The following is a 20,198-nucleotide window of genomic DNA, read 5'->3' as shown; positions in this document are numbered from 1 at the left end:
TCGCGCGCTTGCGCGCGGCGCGAGGGAAGGGGACCCAGGTCGGAAATGCCAGGGTGGTCCTTCAGACCTGGATACCCTTCTCCTCGCGCCGCTCTCGCGGCGTTCGGCCGGGGATGACAAAGAGCTTTTTCGTCATAGCGATCGCCGCGCTGTGCGCCACACTCGCCACCGCCGCCCCCGCGCCCACCCCCTACGACCTCTACGCCGCCGGCCGCTATGCCGACGCGATGAAGGCTGGCGTCGCCGCCAATACCGCGCAAGGCTATCTTGCCGCCGCTCGCGCCGCGCTGGCCGATGCGACGACCCGCCCCGCACCCTGTCTCGATTGCCTGCGCCATGCCGAGGCCCTGGCGCGCAAGGCCACCGCCGCCGATCCGCATCTTGTCGACGCGCATGTCTATCTCGCCGTCGCGATGGGCTATGAGGCGCGGGTCGTCGGCCCGGTCTGGGCACGGGCCCACAACTATCCGGGACAGGCGAAACGCGAGCTCGACACCGCGCTCGGCCTCGAGCCGAAGAACCCATGGGCGCTCGGTGCGACGGGCGGTTGGAATGTGGAGATCGTGCGCACCGGCGGCGATTATCTCGCAAGCTGGCTCTATGGCGCGACGGTCGACAAGGGGCTCGCCGCCTTCGCCGCCGCGTTCAAGGCCGCGCCCGACAATCTCGCGATCCGCTATCAATATGCGCTGTCGCTCTCCGGCTACGATGCCGACCGTTTCGGCCACGAGATCAGGGATGCCTTCGCGCGCATCGCGAAGGAAAAACCGGCCAGCGCCTATGAAGGCGTGGCCAAGACCCGCGCCGCCGAACTCCTGATCCTGATGAACAAGAACGACGTCGACGGCTTCAATGCCAGGGTGCGGAAGTATCAGGGGTATCCCTGACTTTCCTCCCCCCGTTGTTAGGGGAGGGGGACCAAATCGCAAAGCGATTTGGTGGAGGGGGCGGTTGCACGGTCGGTACCGGCCCCTCCGTCACGCCGCTGCGCGGCGCGCCACCTCCCCCGTGAACACGGGGGAGAAAAACGCGTTGTCACTGGCTCGCCCAGATGATCCGGTGCATGAAGGCGATCTCCGACAGCGCGAAGCTGCGGTCCTCGAAGGCGGGATTGAACGACTTCAGCTCGATGCGCTGCGCGGTCTGCCGCGCGAGCTGCTTGGCCATCACCTCGCCGCCATGGGTGCGCACCACGACGCGGTCGCCGCGCCGCACCTGCGCCGCCGGCGAGACCAGCACGCGGTCGCCGTCGCGGTAGACCGGCATCATCGACTCGCCGGTGATCTCCAGCGCATAGGCGTGCTCGTCGGCGACTTCGGGGAACGGGATTTCGTCCCAGCCTGCGCCGACCGGAAAGCCCGCATCGTCGAAGAAGCCTTGGGAACCCGCCTGCGCCAGGCCGATCAGCGGCACGCTGCGGCTGAAGCTGCGCCGCGAAGTTCCGATCAGCGCGACGAATTCGTCGAGCGTCGCGCCGGTCGCCGCCAGCACCTTCGACACGCTCTCGGTCGAAGGCCAGCGCAGCTTTCCATTGGCGCCGCCGCGCTTGCTTTTGTTAAAAGTCGTCGGGTCGAGCCCGGCGAGCTTGGCGAGGCCGGACGCGGAAAGCCCGTGCCGCGCCGCCAGGGCGTCGATGGCATGCCAGATTTGTGTATGGGTCAGCATCCGATTATCCGTGAGAAGCTGGTCCGGTTATCAGGGTAATTGTTCCTAGAAATAAGGTAAGTGTAGGAATTACCACTCTAACTGCCGTATGGTCTAGGGGGTCAAAGCATGATTTTGGACTTTGCCACACAAATCCTGCGGCTTCTTCCGGCAGAAACCGCGCATCGCGCGACGATGTCCCTGGCGAAGACCTTCACACCGCTGCTGGCCGCCCCGGCGGCCGACGACCCGCGCCTCGCCGTCGAGGCCTTTGGACTTCATTTCCCCAACCCGGTCGGTCTGGCAGCCGGTTTCGACAAGGATGCACGGATTCCCGTCGCGATGCTGCGGCTGGGCTTCGGCTTCGTCGAATGCGGCACCGTCACGCCGCGGCCGCAGGCTGGCAATCCGCGGCCGCGGCTTTTCCGTCTGACGGAGGATCGCGCGGTGATCAACCGGATGGGCTTCAACAATGGCGGCATGGAGAGCGCGGCGGAGCGTCTGGGCGCCCGGCCGAAAGGCGGCATCGTCGGCATCAATATCGGCGCCAACAAGGAGACCGCGGACCGGATCGGCGACTACCGCACCGCCTTCGCGCGGCTCGGGCCGTGGGCCGACTATGTCGCGATCAACGTCTCCTCGCCCAACACCCCGGGCCTGCGCGGACTGCAGAGCCGCGACGAGCTTGAGCGCCTGCTGGGCCATCTCACCGGCGACCGCACGCGACTGTCGCTGCGCGCGCCGCTGCTCCTCAAGATCGCGCCGGACCTCGACGAGGCTGCGCTCGACGACATCGCCGACGTCCTGCGCGAGGCGCATATCGACGGCCTGATCGTCTCCAACACCACGATCGCGCGTCCGCCGTCGCTGAAGAGCGCGCAGGCGAAAGAGCAGGGCGGGCTCTCCGGCGCACCGCTGCTCGCGCCGTCGACGCGCATCCTGCGCGAGATGCGCCGCCGCGTCTCGCCGCGTCTCACCCTGGTGGGGGTCGGCGGGATCGCGAACGGCGCCGACGCCTACGCCAAGATCCGGGCCGGCGCGAGCCTTGTGCAGCTCTATTCCGCGCTCGCCTATGAAGGCCCCGGCCTCGTCGCGCGCATCAAGCGCGACCTGCTCGCCTGCCTCGCCCGCGACGGCTTTGCGCGCGTGGCGGACGCGGTCGGCAAGGACGCGTAGCGCCCAATTTCCGTTCGCTCTGCACGCGCGCTAGGCATCAACCATCGCGCAGACAAAGCCGCGCGCTGCGCCGCCGCCGCATGGCGGCCCGGCTTTTTTCATGCACAATACGGGCAGGGGTGAGTTGGGGTATTGGCCGATGCATGAGGCCGGTTGGGTGGACGTGTGGCATCTCGCGCTGGGCGTCGTGGGGCGTCAGTCGCCTTTTGTGGCGATCATGATCGCGGCGGGCGCGGTGTTTTTCCTGGTCATGGCGGTGGAAGGCGTGCGCACCAGCCTGCTTGCGATCTGGCATGACCACCGCGCCGCGCCGGCGCATGCGCCGCCGAAGGAGGCGCCGGTCGCGCTCGCGGCACCCGCACCCGTCATGCCCTCACGCAATTTTTCCGCGCCGCGTGTCCCGCGCGCCGCAGTGCTTCCGGCGCGCAAGCGCAAGCCGTTAACCGTGAGCGCCCGCCAATTCCGCAGCCCACGGCCGAAAATCCGCCGCTATCCGGCGCTCGAATTCCCCGCCGCGCCCGAGATGCCGCTTTATACGGCAGACCCTGCAGTCCTGGCGCCGGAAGGCGTATAGTCCCTCCACACGCATGGGGGGAAAACATGCAGGAAGATTTCGGAAAACTCGTCGTTCGTCTTGGCGTCGGCGGCTTGCTTCTGCTGCACGGCGTTCACAAGCTGCTCACCGGCATCGCGCCGATCAAGGCGCTGGTCGTTGCCGCGCATCTGCCAGACCTGCTCGCCTACGGCGTCTATCTCGGCGAGATCGCCGGTCCGATCCTCGTGATCCTCGGCCTGTTCTCGCGCATCGGCGGCCTGCTCATCGTGGCGAACATGATCGCGGCGATCGCGCTTGCGGGCGTGGCGAGCCTCGGCAAGCTGAATCCGATGGGCGGCTATGCGCTGGAGCTGGAGACCTTCTACCTGCTCGGCGGCCTCGCAGTCGCGCTGCTGGGCGCCGGCCGCGTGAGCGTGAACATCGGCGGCCGGTGGAATTGACGTCGTGTCCCCCTAACCGCAGGGAGGAAAACGTCACCCCTTCAGCAGGAAATGCCCGCGCAGCGCGGCGATCGGCTTGGCCTCGTCCTCCTGCCACATCCAGGCATGCACATTGACGACCCGCCGTCCCTGCCGCGCCAGGCTTGCGGTTGCGAAACTCGTCACCGATCGTCCCGTGCGCAGATAGTCGATCGTGATGTCCACCGGCTTGGGGATCGCGGCGCTCCTGGTGTCCCGGACCGCCTGCACGATCGCTGCGGTCTCCAGCAGCGAGCCGATCACCCCGCCATGGATCGCCGGCAGCACCGGATTGCCGACCAGCTTCTGCGCGAACGGCATCTCGAGCACGATGCGCCCGTCCACGAGCCGTGCTGTCACGCCGAGAAAGGCGCAATAGGGCACCGCGGCGACCAGCGCGCCGATGTCGGGGGCCGTGCCGGCCTGCGCCGCGCGCTCCAGTAACTCCATGCTCAGCTCCCCGGCTTGATATCGGTGATGATGAAGGTGCCGGTCGCCGCGGCGATCGGATCCTCCTCGCTGTCCTGGTAGGCGCGGCCGCGCGCGAAGGCGATCTGGCGCGTGATCTTCACGCATTCGCCCGTGACGAAGATGTCGGCGCCGGGCTTCGCCGCTTTCATGTAGTCGATCCGCAGATCGAGCGTCGCGATGCTGCGCAGGCCGCCGGCCGGTCGCTCCAGGCCCAGTGCGGAACCTACCGCCATGCCGCAGGCTTGGTCGAGCATCGCCGTCACCGCGCCGCCATGCACCACGCCGCTGTCGGGATTGCCGACCAGATGCGGCGCATAAGGCAGACGCATCAGATTCCTGCCCACCGTGGCGGAGACGATGACCGCCCCCAGCGCGTTGAGGAACGCCGTCCCGCCCATCGCGGTCGCCAAGACCGCCACCTTGTCATCCACACCATCGCTCATCCCATTAAGGGAGAACGCGCCTTCATCCCTGTCAAACTCGACACTTGCAAACCAATATGCCAGTCACCATCTGCTGCCTGCCGCCGCTCCAAGCCGTCGCTGCGGTCGTTGTATTTTCCTCCGACTTTCGGAGGTTCGAACGCCGGAAATTCCCGGTGGGGGCATACAATGTGCGGATTCGCGCAAGACGAAAACAATACGATGTGTTTGCCGGCCATTGGAACCACTACATATAGTGGATCTGGGCACCAGGGAAAATTGACGCTCAGTCACGGATCGCTAGAATCCGCTGGTCACTTCACCTGAGAGCGTCATGGAATCGTCATTGGCCAAGCCCACCCGCGCCGAGCCCCTCGGCAAGCGCGAGCAGACCAAGGCCCAGAACCGGGAGCTGATCCTTGAAGCGGCCCGCCAGGTTTTCGGCGAACTCGGCTTCGGCGCCACCACGGTGCGCGACATCATCCGCGCCACCCCGCTCGCTTCGGGAACCTTCTACAACTACTTCAAGTCCAAGGAAGAGGTGTACCAGGCGATCCAGGACGACGTGGCCCTGGCGATCCGCCCGCGCCTGCGCGATCAGCGCAAGATGGCCAAGTCGGTCGAGGAGTTCATCTCCGGCACCTTCCTGACCTTCATGCAGTTCGTGGCCGAGGATCACATCAATTTCCGCACCATCCGCCACACCGCCGACACCACCCGTTTCCGCGTCGACACGCCCGAGGTCGTCGCCGGCTTCGAGGAGCTGCGCGAGGATATCGAGAAGGCGATCCAGGACGGCCTGTTCCCGCCGATCGACGCCGACTACCTGATGGCCGCCATCGTCGGCGTCGCCTTCGAGGTCGCCGAACGCATGGTCCAGCGCGAGCATCGCGATCCCGCCGCCGCGGCGAATTTCGCGACCGCGCTGTTCCTCGGCGGCATCCGCACCTTGCCCGACGCCGGCCATCCCGACGCCAAGACGGGCCTGGCGTGAGAACACCCCGATGAAGGCTATCGTCTGCCGCGCCATCGCGGACGATATCGGCACGCTGCGGCTCGAAGACGTCGATCTGCCGCCGCTGCGGCCGGACCAGGCGCGCATCCGCATCCGTGCCGCCGCCGTGAACTTCCCCGACATCCTGACAGTGCAGGGCAAGTACCAGCACAAGCCGCCGCTGCCTTTCACGCCCGGCAGCGAGGCGGCGGGCGACGTGATCGCGGTCGGTGAGGCCGTGACGACCGTCAAGGTCGGCGACCGCGTGATCTGCGGTGGGCTCGGCGGCTATGCCGAAGAGATGCAGGTCGCCGCCGCGAGCCTGCGCACGATCCCGCAAGGCATCGGCTATGCCGAAGCCGCGAGCTTCACCGTCGCCTATCTCACCGCCTATGTCGCGCTGGTCCGCCGCGCCCGGCTGGAAGCGGGCGAGTGGCTCCTGGTGCACGGCGCCGCCGGCGGCGTCGGTCTCGCCGCGGTCGATCTCGGCCGTCATCTGGGCGCCAAGGTGATCGCCACCGCCTCGACGCAAGCCAAGCGCGACTTCCTCAAGACCTACGGCGCCGACCACGTGCTCGAATCGAGCGGCTTCCGCGAGGCGGTGAAGGAGATCACCGGCGGCGAAGGCGCCAACGTGGTCTACGACCCCGTCGGCGGCGACGTGTTCGACGAGTCGACGCGCTGCATCGCCTTCGACGGACGCATAACCATTATCGGCTTCACCAGCGGCCGCATCCCATCGATCTCTGTGAACATGCCGCTGATCAAGGGCTACTCCATCCTCGGCGTCCGCGCCGGCGAATACGGCCGCAAATTTCCCGAGAAAGGCCGCCAGAACATGTTCGCGATCACCAAGCTGCTGGCCGAAAAGAAAATCCACCCGCACATCCACGCGCGCTTCCCGCTGGCGCAGGCGGTGGACGCGATGCGCACGCTGGAGGACCGCAGCGTGATCGGCAAGGTCGTGATCGAGCCGTGAGCCTGGAGCGCGACGGTTTCGCGATCATCCCGAACGTCGTCGACGCTGCGTCCATCGCGTCGCTCATCGCAATTATCGAAACCTCAGGCTTCGCGCGCTCCATGCGCGGCGAAGACGTCTACGGCGCGCGCAACATCCTGGACGAGCCGAAGATCGCAGCGCTGGCGCGAAGCGCCGGCGTGTTCGGCCTCGCGGCATCGTTCATCGGCCCCGATGCGCGACCGGTGCGCGGCATCTTCTTCGACAAGACGCCCGGCGCCAATTGGCCCGTCGCCTGGCACCAGGACCGGGCGCTCGCCGTCGCGGAGCGCCACGAGATTGCCGGCTGGAGCAATTGGTCCGTCAAGGCGGGTCTCCATCACGTGCAGCCGCCGTCCGATATCCTCGACCGCATGGTGACGCTGCGCATTCATCTGGACGATTGCGGCGCGGAGAACGGCCCGCTCCGCGTCTTGCCTGGAACGCACAAGATGGGACGGATCAAGGCCGACCGGATTGCATCCCTGCGCGCGGAAATCCCGGAAGCCGTCTGTCTCGCGCCAGCGGGCTCGGCACTCGCCTTCAGGCCACTCCTGCTGCACGCGTCGTCGCCCGCGAAGGCGCCGAAACACCGTCGCGTGATCCATCTCGAATACGCGCCGCAGGATTTGCTGCCGCCCACGCTGCGCTGGCTTTAGCGCCTCCTCTTGGATCCGAACGTCCTGGAAAATATCTGCACCATCCCCCAAAGGGCGATGGGCATCAAAAGGCAGATCGCCAGGATGAGGGCGAGCGCCTCCAGCAGGCCAAGCGGATGGATCTCGATATGGCCTTTTATGGCACCGCCGATCAGGACGACAAACAGCACGCCGCCGGTCATCGCGAAGGCGCCGTACGACGCGATCTTCACGTATTGCCTTGCTCGATACCACCAGCTCTGGCGCATATCGCGGCCTCTTAACCGGCCAGCTTGTCCAGCGCCTTCAAGATCGCGCCGGTCATCTCGCTCGTCCCCACCTTGTTCATCCCCGTCTGCATGATGTCCGGCGTCCGATAACCCTCCGCCAGCGTGCGCTCCACCGCCTTCTCCAGCAGCGCCGCGTCCTCGCCGCGCCCCAGAGAATAGCGCAGGCACATCGCGAACGACAGGATGCACGCGATGGGATTGGCGACACCCTTGCCAGCGATGTCCGGCGCCGAGCCGTGGATCGGCTCATAGAGCGCGTGCTGCCGCCCGTCCGCGCCCTTAGCCCCCAGCGAGGCGCTGGGCAGCATGCCGAGCGAGCCGGTGAGCTGCGCCGCCTCGTCCGACAGGATGTCGCCGAACAGATTGTCGGTCACGATCACGTCGAACTGCTTGGGGCCGCGCACCAGCTGCATGGCAAGCGCGTCGGCAAGCATGTGCGTCAGCGCGACGTCGGGATATTCCCTGTCGTGCACCGCCTGCACGACCTGCTTCCACAAGACGCCCGAGACCATGACGTTGTTCTTTTCGGCCGAGAGAACGCGATTGCCGCGCAGCCGCGCCAGCTCGAACGCCACCCGCGCGATGCGCTCGATCTCGCTGGTGGTGTAGACCTGCGTGTCGACCGCGCGCTGCTGGCCGTCGGCCAGGGTGGTGATCTCCTTGGGCTCGCCGAAATACACCCCGCCCGTCAGCTCGCGCACGATCAGGATGTCGAGCCCGGCCACCAGCTCGGGCTTCAGGCTCGAGGCATCCTTCAGCGCGTCGAAACAGATCGCCGGCCGCAGATTGGCGAACAGGCCGAGATCCTTGCGCATCCGCAGCAGCCCGCGCTCCGGCTTCTTCTCGAAGGGCAGGGAATCCCATTTGGGGCCGCCGACCGCGCCGAACAGCACGGCGTCGGCGCGCTTCGCCTTGGCGACGGTCTCGTCCGGCTCCGACGTGCCGAGCGTGTCATAGGCGATGCCGCCGATCGGGGCCTCCTCGGTCTCGAAGGCGATGTTGCGGTTCTGCTCGAACCAGCCGAGCACGCGCCGCGTATCGTCGATCACCTCGGGTCCGATCCCGTCGCCGGGGGTGAGAAGGATTTTGTAGGTCATACGCGTGTTCCCATCAGATTGTCGTCGCTTTCCGTGCGTGCTTCGAGGCTCGCTTCGCTCGCACCTCAGCATGACGAGAGCAGAGCTTTGAATTGCCGTCACCCTGAGGTGCTCCGCGCAGCGGAGCCTCGAAGGGCGACGGCGCCGCTACTTCCGCATCCTTGCCAATCGTTCCGCCGTCTCCGGCCCGCGGCCTTCGCTGCGATGGACCTCGTGCGCGAGGCCGGCCTTCAGCGTCATCCCATCCGTATCATCCACCAGCTTCTTGATCGCCCGCGACGAGCGCCAGGAGTTCGCCAGCACGTCCGTCACGAACGCCGCCACCGCCGCGTCCAGCTCGGCGTCGGGCACGCAGATGTTCGCAAGGCCCATCTCCGCCGCATGCGCGCCGGAATAGAGCCGGCCGCTGAACGACATCTCGAGCGCCTTGGCGCGGCCGATGCGGCGCGGCAGGCGCTGGCTGAGGCCCCACACCGGCACGAGGTCCCATTTGCCATGCGTGTCGGCGAAGCGTGCGCTCTCGTCCGCGATGATGATGTCGGCGGCGAGCGCCAGCTCCAGCCCGCCCGTCATGCAGTGCCCGTGGACCTGCGCCACCACCGGCATCGGCAAGGCGGCCAGCCGCTCGACCGTGTCGCTGCGGAATCGGGAATTGTCGCCGTCGTTGAACACCCCGCCGAGATCGCCGAGGTCGTTGCCGGCGCAGAAGCTGCGCCCCGCGCCCTTGATGAGCACGCAGCCCACCGTCGCGGTGTTCGCCGCCGCGTAGTCCACCGCCGCGGCCAGCGCCTGGAAGCTCTCGAAGCTCAGCGCGTTGAGCTTGTCGGGCCGGTTGAGCGTCAGCGTCAACAGCCCGTCCTTGACCTCGCGCAGCAGGGCTTCGCCCATCGTCTCACCTCGCTGACCCAGCCCTTGCGGGAGGGTGAGTTTACGCCCAGGGCGTGTCGCGCTTGCGCTTGGTCTCGAAATCCGAGATTTCGCTCTCATGCCGCAGCGTCAGGCCGATATCGTCCCAGCCGTTGAGCAGGCATTGCTTGCGGAACGGATCGACCTCGAACGAGATGCAGCCGCCGTCCGGCCCGCGGATCTCCTGCTTCTCCAGGTCGACCGAGATCACCGCGTTGGCGCCGCGCTCGGCGTCGTCCATCAGCTTGTCGATCTCCGCCTGCGGCAGGGCGATCGGCAGGATGCCGTTCTTGAAGCAGTTGTTGAAGAAGATGTCGGCGAAGCTCGGCGCGATCACGCAGCGTATGCCGAAATCCAGCAGCGCCCAGGGCGCATGCTCGCGCGATGAGCCGCAGCCGAAATTCGCGCCCGCGACCAGGATCTGCGCCTTCTGATAGGCTGGCTTGTTGAGCATGAAGTCGGGGTTCTGGCTGCCGTCCGGGCGCGTCCGCATCTCGTGGAACAGCGCGCTGCCGAGCCCGGTGCGCTTGATGGTCTTCAGGAATTGCTTGGGGATGATCATGTCGGTGTCGACATTGATCATGTTGAGCGGCGCCGCGACGCCCTCGAGCTTGGTGAATGGTTCCATGGCGCCGCGACCATAGCGATGCGACCTCATGCCCTCAAGCTGGAATTGTTCCAGTTTGCGCTTCCGCGTTAGCATCCTGTCGGGGCAAGGGTGGGGTGTGCGATGTTCGGGCTATTCCGTCGCAAGGCCGCGGCGGCTGCGGCAATCGATCTCAAGGCGGCACTGCCGCCATCCGAGCCGGCGCCGCCGCCCGCCGCGCCGGCGCCTGAGCCGCCGCCGCTGTCGGGCGGCGATCTCCATATCCCGCGCGCGCGGCTGTCCAAGAAGAACCTTCACCTGCACTACGCCATCGACTCGTTGCGCGAAGAGCTGGAGGCGGTCGACTGGTATCGCCAGCGCGCCGACGACACGGACGACGAGGAGCTGAAGGCGGTGCTGCTGCACAACGCCGACGAGGAGATCGAGCATGCCTCGATGATCCTCGAATGGATCCGCCGCGCCGAGCCGCGTTTCGACAAGGAGCTGCGCGAATATCTCTTCACCGACGGCCCCATCGTGGCGATGGAGAAGCGGATCATGGGCCGGGCGTGACCGGCTCGGTGTCGTGGAAGCAGGTGAGGTCGACGACCCGCTGCCCGGCCGGCGAGACGGAGATCACGTCCACGAAGCGCCGGCCCCACACGATCTCCTCCGCGGCATAGGAATGCCGCGCATAGATGCGGTCGGCCAGCGTCTCGTCGACGCCGCTCAGCATGGCCACGATCTCGGCCTGCTGCTCGATCAGCATCTGCGGCGTCAGACCGTAGAGCGGGCTGGAGCGGTCGATCCGGTGCATGATCGTCCAGGACAGCGCGAACAGCGAGCTGCGCTCCCGCATCGGCTTGATCTCCTCGAAGCGCCGCATGACCATGCCCTCGCGCGAGGTCTGCTGCCGTGCCAGGGAAAGCCGGATCTCGGCGTCCAGCACCGAATTGCCGCGCTGGTTGGCGGTGCGGAACATCAGCGTCGGAACGCCGTCGAACGGGATGATCACCGCGCATTTCGAGAACACGACGCGCGCGAAAGGCCGCGAGAAGCGCGCGAAGATGATGCCGGTGAACAGCGCGATGGTCAGGATGCCGAAGAACGCCTCGATCGAGACGAGGATGTTGGCGTAGATCGTCTGCGGCACGAACACGGTGTAGTTGATCGAGCCGATGGTCTCGACGCTGAAGAGATAGGCGTCCCAGAAATTGCCGTGCCGCGCATGCGCCAGGGAATTGGGATCGCTGAGATAGAGCAGCGCGAAGACGGCGTTTATCGTGACGAAGAAAAGCGCCAGGCCCAGGAAGAACAGCCACCATGGCGCGGTCAGCACCGCGTGGTAGACGTCGGTGTAGCGGGTGCCGTCCTGGCCCTTGACGATGGCGATGCGCTGCCCGGGCCGCGTCCGCATGACCGGCGTCGCGGCAAAGCTCGGTGGGTCGCGGTCTTTGCTCAAGCTCGTTCTCCGAAGGCGTCCCGGCGCCGTCTCACCGTCCGCCGAGGGGAATGGGATGGGCGACGGCGGCGTTCCGGGCATGCGCGCCATTGGTTTGCGCCGAGGGGTGGTTGCGTGCCGCCGCCAGTCCCAGCAACAGGAACAGCGTTTTGCCGTCGACCACCGACAGGCTCAACTGATGACGGAAAAAGCTGTCCAGCAGCGCACAGAACACGAAGCCGGAGGTCCAGTCGAGCGGCTTGCGGAACATGGCGCGCAGGCCCGCCAGCGCGATCGGCAGGAATCCGGCAAGGAACAGGGCGAGGCCGACAAATCCGGTGTTCACCAGGATTTCCAGCTCCAGGTTGTGCGGCACGTCGTCCGTCGCCGGATCCAGAGTGCGGACGATCCTGCTGTTGGACAGCGGAAAGAAGGCGCCGAGGCCGTGACCGAACACCGGCGCCTGGGCGACCAGGCGGGCGGCTTCCTGAAAATGGTCCAGCCGGTCCAGCGTTGCGCCATCCGTCGTGACGGTGCCGTCCGCGGCGAAGTTGGTCGTTATCCGCGTCACGCCGCGCAGGATTTCCGCTCCGCCATCCGTCGACAGGACGCCCAGGCCGAGCACGACGATGCCGCCGGCGACGGACACGGTCCCCGCCAGCCGTCCGATGCCGCCGGCTGCCAGGCGCCGGACCAGCAGGACGGCCAGGGCGGCCGCAGCTCCGGCGAATACGCCGCGCGTTCCAAGGGACACGGCAATCGGCAGGACAAGAAAGACGAGGAACGCCGCGACGCCGGCAAAGGCTTTCCGGTTCCTCGTCTCGCCGAGGATCAGGAAGGCCAGGCAGCCCACGATCGGCGTGTCGACCAGGACACTCGCGCCCACCGCATTGAGGCTGCCCGAGAGCCGCATCGTCGATACACCGCCTTGCAGGATGAAGCCGGGCTCGCACAGCAGCAGCGCGGCGGAGCAGGCCAGCAGGAAATCCGTCACGAACCGCGGATGGTCGCCGAAGGCGCGGCCGTAGAGATAGCTCGACAGCGCCAGGCCGATCAGCATCGCGGCATGCTTGACGGCGTTGTCGACGTACCAGCTGTAGAAGAGGCCGAGCAGGCAGAGTGCCACCCAGCACAGCAGCGCGGCCTCGGCCGCCAGGATGGGCCGCTCCACCCGGCGCGCAAGACGTGCGGCGCTGACCAGAAGGGCGAACAGACCGGTCAAGGTGCCGATCGGGCCGAAATAGATCGAAAGGCTGTACGCACCCAGGATGACGCCGGCGAAAAGACCCGGCCGGTCGTCGATATGAAGCACCGCAAACGCGATGCCGGCGAAGGCCAGGAGCGCGAATGCCAGGAGCGCGAATGCCAGGATCATGGCACCGGCGGCGCCCGTCGCGCCCGGAACGGCGAAAGCCTCCGGTCGCCGATCAGCCACGCCAGCCCGATGCCGAAACCCAGGCCGAACAGCAGCCCGACCGCCAGCACCAGGCCGGGCTTGGGATATGCCGGCCGGCTCGTCGCCGCCGGTGGCTGCAGCAGCACCGCGCCGACCGGCGTCTCGAGCTGCGCTCCGAGGATTTGGCTGTTGGCCGTGGCCAGCGCGGCACGCATCGTCGTCCGCATATCGGGATCTGTGGTGGCCGGCAGCGTCTTGTCGACGTAATCCCGCGTCCTGACGGCCTGTTCGAGCCGGATCTGCCGCAGCCTGTATTCCGCTTCCCGGTGGCTCGCCGCAAGCAGTTGAACGCAAAGCTCGGGTCTGCTCGAGGCGCAGGTGACCGTGGCGATGCCGGAGATGTCGTCCCTGGTGATCGTCACCATCTCGTTCAAGGACTGCTGGACGTCGTCGGCCGTCGGCCGCGGCGCGCTCGGAATCGAGAACAGGCGGTCGAGGACCTGCGCGATGCCGGGCGGGCGGGCCTTCCAGTTTCCCGACGCCGGATCGACCGAACCGGCGAACAGAAGCTTGTCGATATGATCGCGATCGAGGAGAAGCTGCGCCAATTCGCGTGACGGCAGAAGTTTCAGATAGGCCGGCAACGTCCCGCTCAGCGAGCTCAGGCCTGGCAGGCTGATGGTGATGCCGCTCGAGCCCACGTCGTGGTCCTCGGCCGATTTCACGATCATCGACGCCGTGTAGAGGGGGCTTCGCGTGGTGGCGAAGAGGATCGCGCCGCCGAGCCACAGGACCACGCTGGCGATCACGATCGGAAAGTGCCGCCATGCCGCGCCGGCGACGGATTTCATGAGGTCGATCAACTGGCCAAATGTCTGCATCGCCTTCCCCCGCTGCGGCTGTGCCGGCCCGGCAGCGCGGGCCTGCGGCACAGCCCGATCACGTCCTGCCGCTCGCCTTCAGATAGGCCACCCATCTGGCGCGTTGCTCGCGGCCGAGCTCATGAAGATAATCCCAGGAGAACAGCCCCGTGTCGTGGCCGTCATCGAAGACGATGCGCACCGCATAATTCCCCACCGGCTCCAGCGCCCGGATGCCGACATCTTCCTTGCCCGTGACGACCTGTTTCTGTCCGCTGCCATGGCCCTGCACCTCGGCGCTGGGCGACTCGACGCGCAGATACTCCGCGGGCAGCACGAAGCGCTCGCCCGTGTCGTATTCGACGGTCAGTTGCGTTTTGGCGGCGTTGAGCTTCAGCTCGACCGGCCAGGGCCGCTTGGCGCCTTCCGTCATCGCGCGTCGCGCTCGGCGTCGGTCAGCTCACGCGCCTCGCCCGCCAGCATGATCGGCACGCCGTTGCGGATCGGATAGGCCAGCCCAGCCTGCCGGCTGATCAGTTCGCCGCGTTCTCGGTCGAAGCGCAGCGGCCCGCGGGTGAGCGGGCAGACCAGCGTCTCGAGCAGCTTGGGATCGGTCTCCATGCCTCAGTTCACCGTGTTCGAGCCCGATACCGTGCCCGCCATTTCGAGCAGGGCGAGCAGCGTGCTGACCCGGTCGGTCCATTCCGGCGCCTCGAGCAGCGCTTGCTTCTCGTTCGGCTCGAACGGGCAGAGCATGGCGAGCGCATTGACCAGCGTCTCCGCCGGCGCGTTCATCACGCTCTTCCAATCCGCCTTCAATTCGCGCCGCTGCAGATATTCGGTAAGGGCCGCGAGCAGGCGCTCGCGCGGAAAATCGCCGTCGTCGCGCTCGGCCAGGTCGCCGGCGAAAGGCCCGAAATCCGGCTTCACGGCGCGGAACGACGCCGGCGTATCGAGTTCCTCGACCACGCGAAAACGGCAGATGCCGGTCAGCGTGATCAGGTAGCGGCCGTCCTCGGTCTCACGATAGCTGGTGAGGCGCCCGGCGCAGCCGATCGCCGACAGGGCGGGCTTGAGCGCCTTCTCTTCGTTCTCGGTCGGTTGGATCATGCCGATCAGCCGGCTGCCCGACAGTGCGCTCTCGACCAGTGCGAGATAGCGCGGCTCGAACACGTTGAGCGGCAGGTGCCCGCGCGGCAGCAGCAGCACGCCGGTCAGCGGGAAGACGCCCAGCGTCCGCGGCAGGTCGTCGATGCCATGATAGCGGCCGGCCATGCGGACCTCACGCGAACAGGATGGAAGAAAGCCGGCGCCGCGCGTCGAGGGTGCGCGGGTCGGTCGGGCCCATGGCCTCGAACAAGGTCACCAGATGCTTGCGCGCGGCCTCGTCGTTCCATTTGCGGTCGCGCCGGACGATCTCCAGAAGCTCGGTGAGCGCGCCCTCGCGGTCATCCGCTCCATCCAAAGCGAGCGCGTAATCGTAACGCGCCTGGTGATCCTTGGGATCGGCCTCGATCTTGGCCTTCGCGGCTTCCAGCCCGCTCGCGGCGGCGGCCGATTGCTCGCGCAGCTTGAGCTCCGCCTCGACCGCGCGGATCGCCTCGTCGGTCGCGCCGTCGGGCCGCACCAGCTGCAGCGTCTGCTTGGCGCGCTCGATATCGCCGCTCTTCAGGTAGCAGCGGGCGAGCCCCGCGACCGCCTTGGGATGGCCCGGCTCGTCCTGCAGCACATGCGCATAGGCCTGCGCCGCCTGCCCGACATCGCCCGCGTTGAACGCCTCTTCCGCGATGGCGAGGACTTCCTCGGCATGGTCGTGTCCGCCATGCCCGCCGCCGGCCGCCAGTCCGGCCACGAACTGGCGCACCTGGCTCTCGGGGATCGCGCCCATGAAGCCGTCGACCGGCTGGCCGTCCTTGAACGCGAACACCGCGGGGATCGACTGGATGCGGAGCTGCCGCGCGATCTCCTGGTTCTCGTCGATGTTCACCTTGACGAGCCGGACTGCGCCCTTCGCGTCGTCGACGACCTTCTCCAGCGTGGGGCCGAGCTGTTTGCACGGTCCGCACCACGGGGCCCAGAAATCGACGATCACCGGAACTTCGCGGCTGGCTTCCAGCACGTCGGCCGCGAAAGTCTCCAGGCCGCTCTCCTTGACATAAGGGCTGGAAGACGCGGTCGGCTCCGTCGCCGGTTTCGCCGAAGTGACGGGTCTTCCGCCCGGTCCGATCAATGCCATGGGTCCGTTTTTCTCCTGGTCAGATGGGAAAGATGGGCGCTGCCGCCCCGAAAGAAAAGCGTTTTCGCCCCAATACGGTCGCGATCCGGTTCCAGATTGGAAATGCCAGGGGGATTTCCATGTCGTCGCGTGCCGCCGGTCTTGGGCTGCTGTTGCTTGCCAGTGTTGGCGCGGCGTCCGGCGAGCCATTGGCGCTGTCGTCCCGGTCGGTGGTCTTCAAGGATCGCAACGTCGACATCGCAGTCGCCTATCCCCACACCGGCAACGATGTCATTGACGCGGCGCTCGCCGCCTATGCGGACCGGAACGCCGCCGATTTCCGCAAGCAGCGCCCGGACTTCGCGCATGGCGACCACCGCCATGTGCTGGACGTGACCTACAGCATCGAGCGCAATGATGGCGACCTGCTGGCGGTGCACTTCACGGTCTATGAGGACATGGGCGGCTTGCACGGCGACTCGGCCTTCGAGACCTTCAACTTCGTTCTCCCCGCCGGCCGCCGGATCGGCCTGGCCGACATCGTCGACGGTCAGCGCGGCGTCGACCGCGTCAGCCAGCTCGCCATCGCCGATCTGACGTCGCAGCTCGCGCAGCCGGATCATGTCTCCGACGCCGACTGGATCCGCGACGGTGCAGGGCCGGAGGCGGAGAATTTCACCAATGTGATCCTCGAGCCGCACGCCCTGCGCATCTGGTTCGCGCCCTACGAAGTCGCGGCGCATGCCGAAGGCCCGCGTATGGTGGAAATCCCGTTGAGCGCGCTGGACGACGTGCTCAGCCCGAAATGGCGCGACCGCAGCAAGCCGCCTTGAAGCCGTCGCGTTCCCTCTCCACCATGTCCGGCATCGTATCCGGGGAGTCGCTCATGCCGTTCCGCGCCGTCCTGCTGGCCTTGATGCTGCTCGTGCCGCTGGGGGCATCCGCCGCCGGATTGCCGGTGGCCAAGAAGACGCTCGCCTTCACAAGCAAGGCCATGGATATCTCGGTCGCCTATCCGCAGACCGGGAACAAGGCGATCGACGGCACGATCCTGGACTATGCCCGCAAGAGCGTCGCGACGTTCAAGGCCTTCGAGCCCGACCTTTCCGCCGGGGACCATCCCTATGCCCTGGATACGAGGTTCGAGGTCGTGCGCAACGATGGCAGGATGTTCGCGGTGCTGTTCACCGAATACGCCGACACGGGCGGCGCCCATCCCAACACCGACTATCACACCTTCAATTTCCTCTTGCCTGACGGCGCGGAGGTCTTCTTGCCCGAGATCGTGAACGGTCCGCGTGGACTCAAGCGGATCAGCGACCTTGCCGGAGCCTATCTGCTCAAGACCATCGGCACGGGACCGGACTCGCTGTCCGACAGCGATACGATCAAGTCGGGAACCGCGCCCGGCGCCTACAGTTTCCGGAATTTCGCGATCGCGGCGGATCGCCTGCACATCTATTTCCCACCTTATCAGGTCGCGGCCTATGCCGCGGGGCCGCAGGAGGCGGTCATCCCGTTGGCCGCGCTGAAGGATGTGCTGCGGCGCGACTGGCGCGCGCCGGCCGCCTCCTTCGACTGCGGCAAGGCGGCGACGACGATCGAGCACGCGATCTGCGCCGACGCGGCGCTGGCCCGCCTCGACCGCCAGACGGCCGAGGCCTATCAATACGCGGTCGCAAACGCCTATGGCGCGCCGGCCAAAGAGGCCGTGCGTCAGGTGCAGCGCGACTGGATCGCCAGGCGCAACGCCGCCTGCAGCGGCCCGTCGCCCGGGGCCTGTCTGGTGAAATCCTACCGCGACCGCATCGCGGTCCTCACCAAGCCCTGATGACGCTCAGCCGGCGGCATCTGCTCGGCGGTGGCGCGGCTCTGGCCTTGGCGCCGCTGCTGGCGCGTGCCGCGCCGCCAGACCTCGACGTCGCGATCGTCGGCGGCGGCGTGTCGGGCGCCTATGCCGCCTGGCGACTGGCGCGAGAAGCGCCGCATCTGCGCCTCCGCCTGTTCGAGGCCAGCGATCGCATCGGCGGCCGTCTGCACTCCGTCGCCTTCCCGCAGGCGCCGCACCTCGTCGCCGAGGCCGGCGGCATGCGCTTCCTCGAGGCGCATCGCCATGTCTTCGGGCTGGTGGGCCATCTGGGCCTGCCGTCGCGCGACTATCCCATCGACCGCGACGCGAACCGGATGATGCTGCGCGGTCGGAATTTCGCGTTGAAGGACGTCAACGCCGGTCGCGCGCGGTTTCCCTACCGCGTTCCCGACAAGGACCAGACGCCGCAAGCCGACTATTTCGGCCGCGCCATCGACCGCATCCTGCCTGGTGCCGCGCATATGACGCCTGCGGACTGGCGGAAGATCCGCGCCTCCTACCGCTACAGGAACCGTCCGCTGAACCTTTGGCGCAACCGCGACCTGCTGCGCGAAGGCATGAGCGCCGAGGAGCTTGCACTCGCCCAGGACTCTTCCGGCTATGACGATTGGATCGACGGCGAGACCGGCCTGGACGAGATGGATTATTTCTTCGTTCACGACGATGAGAGCAAACCCTTCCGCACCCTGGCCGGCGGCTATCAGCGCCTGCCACTGACCCTGGCGGAGCAGGCGCGCAAGGCCGGCGCCGGCATCGCCGCCGGCACGCGCCTCGTCAGCCTGGTGCCGCAGCAGGCCGGCTACCGTCTCACGGTCCACGACGTGTCGAACCGGCAGACCGTGCTCACGGCGAAGCGCGTCATCCTCGCCCTGCCGCGCCGCGGCCTCGAAGGCATCGCCGATTTCCCGGAAGCCCGCGCCGACCGCAATTTCGCGCGGCTCATCGCCGGCGTGACGCCGATCCCCGCCTGCAAGAGCCTGCTGCTCTACCGGCGCCCTTGGTGGCGCGATCACGGCATCGTCGAGGGACGTAGCGTCACCGACATGCCGGCGCGCCAGTTCTATTGCCTGGGCTCCGAGACGGCGCGGCTGCCGAGCGAAGACACCAACGGCTATGGCGTGCTCATGGCCTATAGCGACATGCGCGCCGTTGCGGGTTGGAAGCATCTCGTCGCCCGGCTCGATCCCTCCGGTTTCACCGCCCTGCCGGGCGATGCATCGCTGGCGCGCGAAGTCCACCGCGAGGCCCAGCTGGTGATCGGCGGCACCGCGCTCCAGCCGCTTGCCGCCTATTTCCAGGACTGGAGCGCCGATCCTTTCGGCGGGGGCTGGCATTACTATGCGCTCGGCCATGACGGCGTCGCGGATTCCGCGGCGATGCTGCAGCCGATGCCGTCGCGCGGACTGTATGTCTGCGGCGAAGCCTATTCGCAGGCGCAAGGCTGGGTCGAAGGCGCCCTCGAGCGCGCCGAGACCATGCTCCAGCGTCACTTCGGACTGCGCGCGCCGGGTTGGCTGAAGAGCTAATATCCGGACTCGAAGATGACGGCGCAGGCAACCCTTCAGCCGAACGCCGCCAATCGGGCCTCCAGCCGCGCCTTCACCGCCGGCCACTCGCCGGCGAGAATCGAGAAATAGACGGAATCGCGGAAATAGCCTTGCGGCACCCACATATGCCCGCGCAGCGTTCCTTCCTCCATCGCGCCCAGCTTCCTGAGCGCCGCGCGGCTGCGCGCGTTCCTTGAATCGGTCTTGAACTCGATCCTGTTCCACCCGCGCGCGAATGCGCGATCGAGCAGCAGCAGCTTCGCCTCCGGGTTCACCGCGCTCGCCTGCGCCTGCGCCGTATACCAGGTCGAGCCGATCTCCGCCTTCGCATGCTCGGGCGCGATGTTGAGATAGGACGTCGAACCGATGATCGCATCATCCGCCAGCCGGCGCACGGCATAGGTGATCATGCCGCCGCGGACATTCTCCCGGACGATGTCCTGCAGCGGCTGCTCGAACCCGCGGCTCATATCGAACGGCATGTGGGCAAAGATGCCTGGATCGGCCGCGGCCGCGAGCAGTCCGGCATGATGATGCGGCTCGAGCGGCTCCAGTGCGACGAAGCGTCCGGCCAGCCTCTGGCCACCCAGATGTTCGGTCCGATTCATGTCACGCCTCCGGTGGTAAGCGGTGC

The 20,198-nt window shown here is 67.1% G+C and carries 26 protein-coding genes; 11 read left to right on the top strand and 15 right to left on the bottom strand.

Annotated elements, in window-relative coordinates; all coding sequences use genetic code 11:
* The first annotated feature begins 113 nt into the window (after positions 1–113).
* Positions 114–887 (top strand): hypothetical protein, encoded by a 774-nt coding sequence (locus WDM91_12300; GenBank protein MEI9995370.1) that lies wholly within the window; start codon positions 114–116, stop codon positions 885–887.
* 148 nt (positions 888–1,035) lie between these two features.
* Here the strand turns inward: WDM91_12300 and WDM91_12295 are convergent, their stop codons facing one another.
* A complete protein-coding gene (locus tag WDM91_12295; GenBank protein ID MEI9995369.1) occupies positions 1,036–1,665 on the bottom strand; it encodes a helix-turn-helix transcriptional regulator in 630 nt (209 codons plus the stop codon).
* Positions 1,666–1,773: 108 nt separating this feature from the next.
* Here WDM91_12295 and WDM91_12290 point away from each other — a divergent pair, with 108 nt between their 5' ends.
* From WDM91_12290 to WDM91_12280, 3 genes are all read left to right on the top strand, one after another.
* Complete coding sequence (locus WDM91_12290; GenBank protein MEI9995368.1) at positions 1,774–2,820, top strand: quinone-dependent dihydroorotate dehydrogenase; 1,047 nt, start codon at positions 1,774–1,776, stop codon at positions 2,818–2,820.
* Between the two features lie 139 nt (positions 2,821–2,959).
* Complete coding sequence (locus WDM91_12285) at positions 2,960–3,394, top strand: hypothetical protein (GenBank protein MEI9995367.1); 435 nt, start codon at positions 2,960–2,962, stop codon at positions 3,392–3,394.
* 26 nt (positions 3,395–3,420) lie between these two features.
* Positions 3,421–3,816, top strand: coding sequence for a DoxX family protein (locus WDM91_12280; protein MEI9995366.1), 396 nt, complete (start codon positions 3,421–3,423; stop codon positions 3,814–3,816).
* Between the two features lie 33 nt (positions 3,817–3,849).
* On the opposite strand, the gene WDM91_12275 is transcribed toward WDM91_12280, so the two are convergent.
* Positions 3,850–4,284 (bottom strand): PaaI family thioesterase, encoded by a 435-nt coding sequence (locus WDM91_12275; protein ID MEI9995365.1) that lies wholly within the window; start codon positions 4,282–4,284, stop codon positions 3,850–3,852.
* Positions 4,285–4,286: 2 nt separating this feature from the next.
* Positions 4,287–4,736 carry a PaaI family thioesterase gene (locus WDM91_12270; protein ID MEI9995364.1) on the bottom strand — a complete coding sequence of 150 codons (450 nt, stop codon included), beginning with the start codon at positions 4,734–4,736 and terminating at the stop codon, positions 4,287–4,289.
* Positions 4,737–5,061: 325 nt separating this feature from the next.
* Here WDM91_12270 and WDM91_12265 point away from each other — a divergent pair, with 325 nt between their 5' ends.
* The 3 genes from WDM91_12265 to WDM91_12255 are packed head-to-tail and all read left to right on the top strand — an operon-like array spanning position 5,062 to position 7,377.
* On the top strand, positions 5,062–5,721 hold the full coding sequence (locus tag WDM91_12265; GenBank protein MEI9995363.1) for a TetR/AcrR family transcriptional regulator: 660 nt from the start codon (positions 5,062–5,064) through the stop codon (positions 5,719–5,721).
* Between the two features lie 10 nt (positions 5,722–5,731).
* A complete protein-coding gene (locus WDM91_12260) occupies positions 5,732–6,700 on the top strand; it encodes an NADPH:quinone oxidoreductase family protein (GenBank protein ID MEI9995362.1) in 969 nt (322 codons plus the stop codon).
* Positions 6,697–7,377: a phytanoyl-CoA dioxygenase family protein gene (locus tag WDM91_12255; protein ID MEI9995361.1), complete on the top strand. Its 681-nt coding sequence runs from the start codon at positions 6,697–6,699 to the stop codon at positions 7,375–7,377. Before WDM91_12260 ends, WDM91_12255 begins: the two co-directional genes overlap by 4 nt.
* Here the strand turns inward: WDM91_12255 and WDM91_12250 are convergent.
* From WDM91_12250 to leuD, 4 genes are all read right to left on the bottom strand, one after another.
* Entirely contained in the window at positions 7,374–7,625 is a 252-nt protein-coding gene (locus WDM91_12250) for a hypothetical protein (protein ID MEI9995360.1), read from the bottom strand. The genes WDM91_12255 and WDM91_12250 overlap by 4 nt on opposite strands.
* An 11-nt stretch (positions 7,626–7,636) precedes the next feature.
* Entirely contained in the window at positions 7,637–8,743 is a 1,107-nt protein-coding gene (gene leuB, locus WDM91_12245) for a 3-isopropylmalate dehydrogenase (protein ID MEI9995359.1), read from the bottom strand.
* A gap of 147 nt (positions 8,744–8,890) precedes the next feature.
* Positions 8,891–9,631, bottom strand: a complete 741-nt coding sequence (locus WDM91_12240) for an enoyl-CoA hydratase/isomerase family protein (GenBank protein MEI9995358.1) — start codon at positions 9,629–9,631, stop codon at positions 8,891–8,893.
* A gap of 40 nt (positions 9,632–9,671) precedes the next feature.
* Complete coding sequence (gene leuD, locus WDM91_12235) at positions 9,672–10,277, bottom strand: 3-isopropylmalate dehydratase small subunit (protein ID MEI9995357.1); 606 nt, start codon at positions 10,275–10,277, stop codon at positions 9,672–9,674.
* 102 nt (positions 10,278–10,379) lie between these two features.
* On the opposite strand from leuD, the gene WDM91_12230 reads away from it, so the two are divergent.
* A complete protein-coding gene (locus WDM91_12230) occupies positions 10,380–10,808 on the top strand; it encodes a hypothetical protein (GenBank protein ID MEI9995356.1) in 429 nt (142 codons plus the stop codon).
* Here the strand turns inward: WDM91_12230 and WDM91_12225 are convergent.
* Genes WDM91_12225 through trxA form a run of 7 tightly spaced genes read right to left on the bottom strand, consistent with a single transcriptional unit; the run spans position 10,792 to position 16,168 of the window.
* The gene (locus WDM91_12225; protein MEI9995355.1) at positions 10,792–11,697 is read right to left on the bottom strand and encodes a hypothetical protein; all 906 of its coding nucleotides are present in this window, start codon (positions 11,695–11,697) and stop codon (positions 10,792–10,794) included. The two genes, WDM91_12230 and WDM91_12225, sit on opposite strands and share 17 nt — an antisense overlap.
* A 31-nt stretch (positions 11,698–11,728) precedes the next feature.
* Positions 11,729–13,111: an O-antigen ligase family protein gene (locus tag WDM91_12220; GenBank protein ID MEI9995354.1), complete on the bottom strand. Its 1,383-nt coding sequence runs from the start codon at positions 13,109–13,111 to the stop codon at positions 11,729–11,731.
* Positions 13,048–13,953 (bottom strand): hypothetical protein, encoded by a 906-nt coding sequence (locus WDM91_12215; GenBank protein ID MEI9995353.1) that lies wholly within the window; start codon positions 13,951–13,953, stop codon positions 13,048–13,050. The genes WDM91_12220 and WDM91_12215 overlap by 64 nt, the downstream gene beginning before the upstream one ends.
* Before the next feature lie 58 nt (positions 13,954–14,011).
* Complete coding sequence (locus tag WDM91_12210) at positions 14,012–14,365, bottom strand: DUF971 domain-containing protein (protein MEI9995352.1); 354 nt, start codon at positions 14,363–14,365, stop codon at positions 14,012–14,014.
* The gene (locus WDM91_12205; protein MEI9995351.1) at positions 14,362–14,553 is read right to left on the bottom strand and encodes a Trm112 family protein; all 192 of its coding nucleotides are present in this window, start codon (positions 14,551–14,553) and stop codon (positions 14,362–14,364) included. The genes WDM91_12210 and WDM91_12205 overlap by 4 nt, the downstream gene beginning before the upstream one ends.
* A 3-nt stretch (positions 14,554–14,556) precedes the next feature.
* Positions 14,557–15,207 (bottom strand): LON peptidase substrate-binding domain-containing protein, encoded by a 651-nt coding sequence (locus WDM91_12200; GenBank protein MEI9995350.1) that lies wholly within the window; start codon positions 15,205–15,207, stop codon positions 14,557–14,559.
* 7 nt (positions 15,208–15,214) lie between these two features.
* Positions 15,215–16,168, bottom strand: coding sequence for a thioredoxin (gene trxA, locus WDM91_12195; protein ID MEI9995349.1), 954 nt, complete (start codon positions 16,166–16,168; stop codon positions 15,215–15,217).
* 119 nt (positions 16,169–16,287) lie between these two features.
* Here trxA and WDM91_12190 point away from each other — a divergent pair, with 119 nt between their 5' ends.
* The 3 genes from WDM91_12190 to WDM91_12180 are packed head-to-tail and all read left to right on the top strand — an operon-like array spanning position 16,288 to position 19,543.
* Positions 16,288–16,980, top strand: coding sequence for an RsiV family protein (locus tag WDM91_12190; GenBank protein ID MEI9995348.1), 693 nt, complete (start codon positions 16,288–16,290; stop codon positions 16,978–16,980).
* A 53-nt stretch (positions 16,981–17,033) separates the two neighbouring features.
* Positions 17,034–17,978, top strand: coding sequence for a DUF3298 domain-containing protein (locus tag WDM91_12185; GenBank protein ID MEI9995347.1), 945 nt, complete (start codon positions 17,034–17,036; stop codon positions 17,976–17,978).
* Positions 17,978–19,543 (top strand): NAD(P)/FAD-dependent oxidoreductase, encoded by a 1,566-nt coding sequence (locus tag WDM91_12180; GenBank protein MEI9995346.1) that lies wholly within the window; start codon positions 17,978–17,980, stop codon positions 19,541–19,543. The genes WDM91_12185 and WDM91_12180 overlap by 1 nt, the downstream gene beginning before the upstream one ends.
* Positions 19,544–19,578: 35 nt before the next feature.
* On the opposite strand, the gene WDM91_12175 is transcribed toward WDM91_12180, so the two are convergent.
* Entirely contained in the window at positions 19,579–20,172 is a 594-nt protein-coding gene (locus WDM91_12175; GenBank protein ID MEI9995345.1) for a GNAT family protein, read from the bottom strand.
* Positions 20,173–20,198: the final 26 nt, after the last annotated feature.

Source organism: Rhizomicrobium sp. (assembly GCA_037200385.1).
Lineage (GTDB): Bacteria > Pseudomonadota > Alphaproteobacteria > Micropepsales > Micropepsaceae > Rhizomicrobium.
The sequence above is the reverse complement of the archived record's forward strand: the minus strand, read 5'-3'. Positions and strand labels throughout refer to the sequence as shown.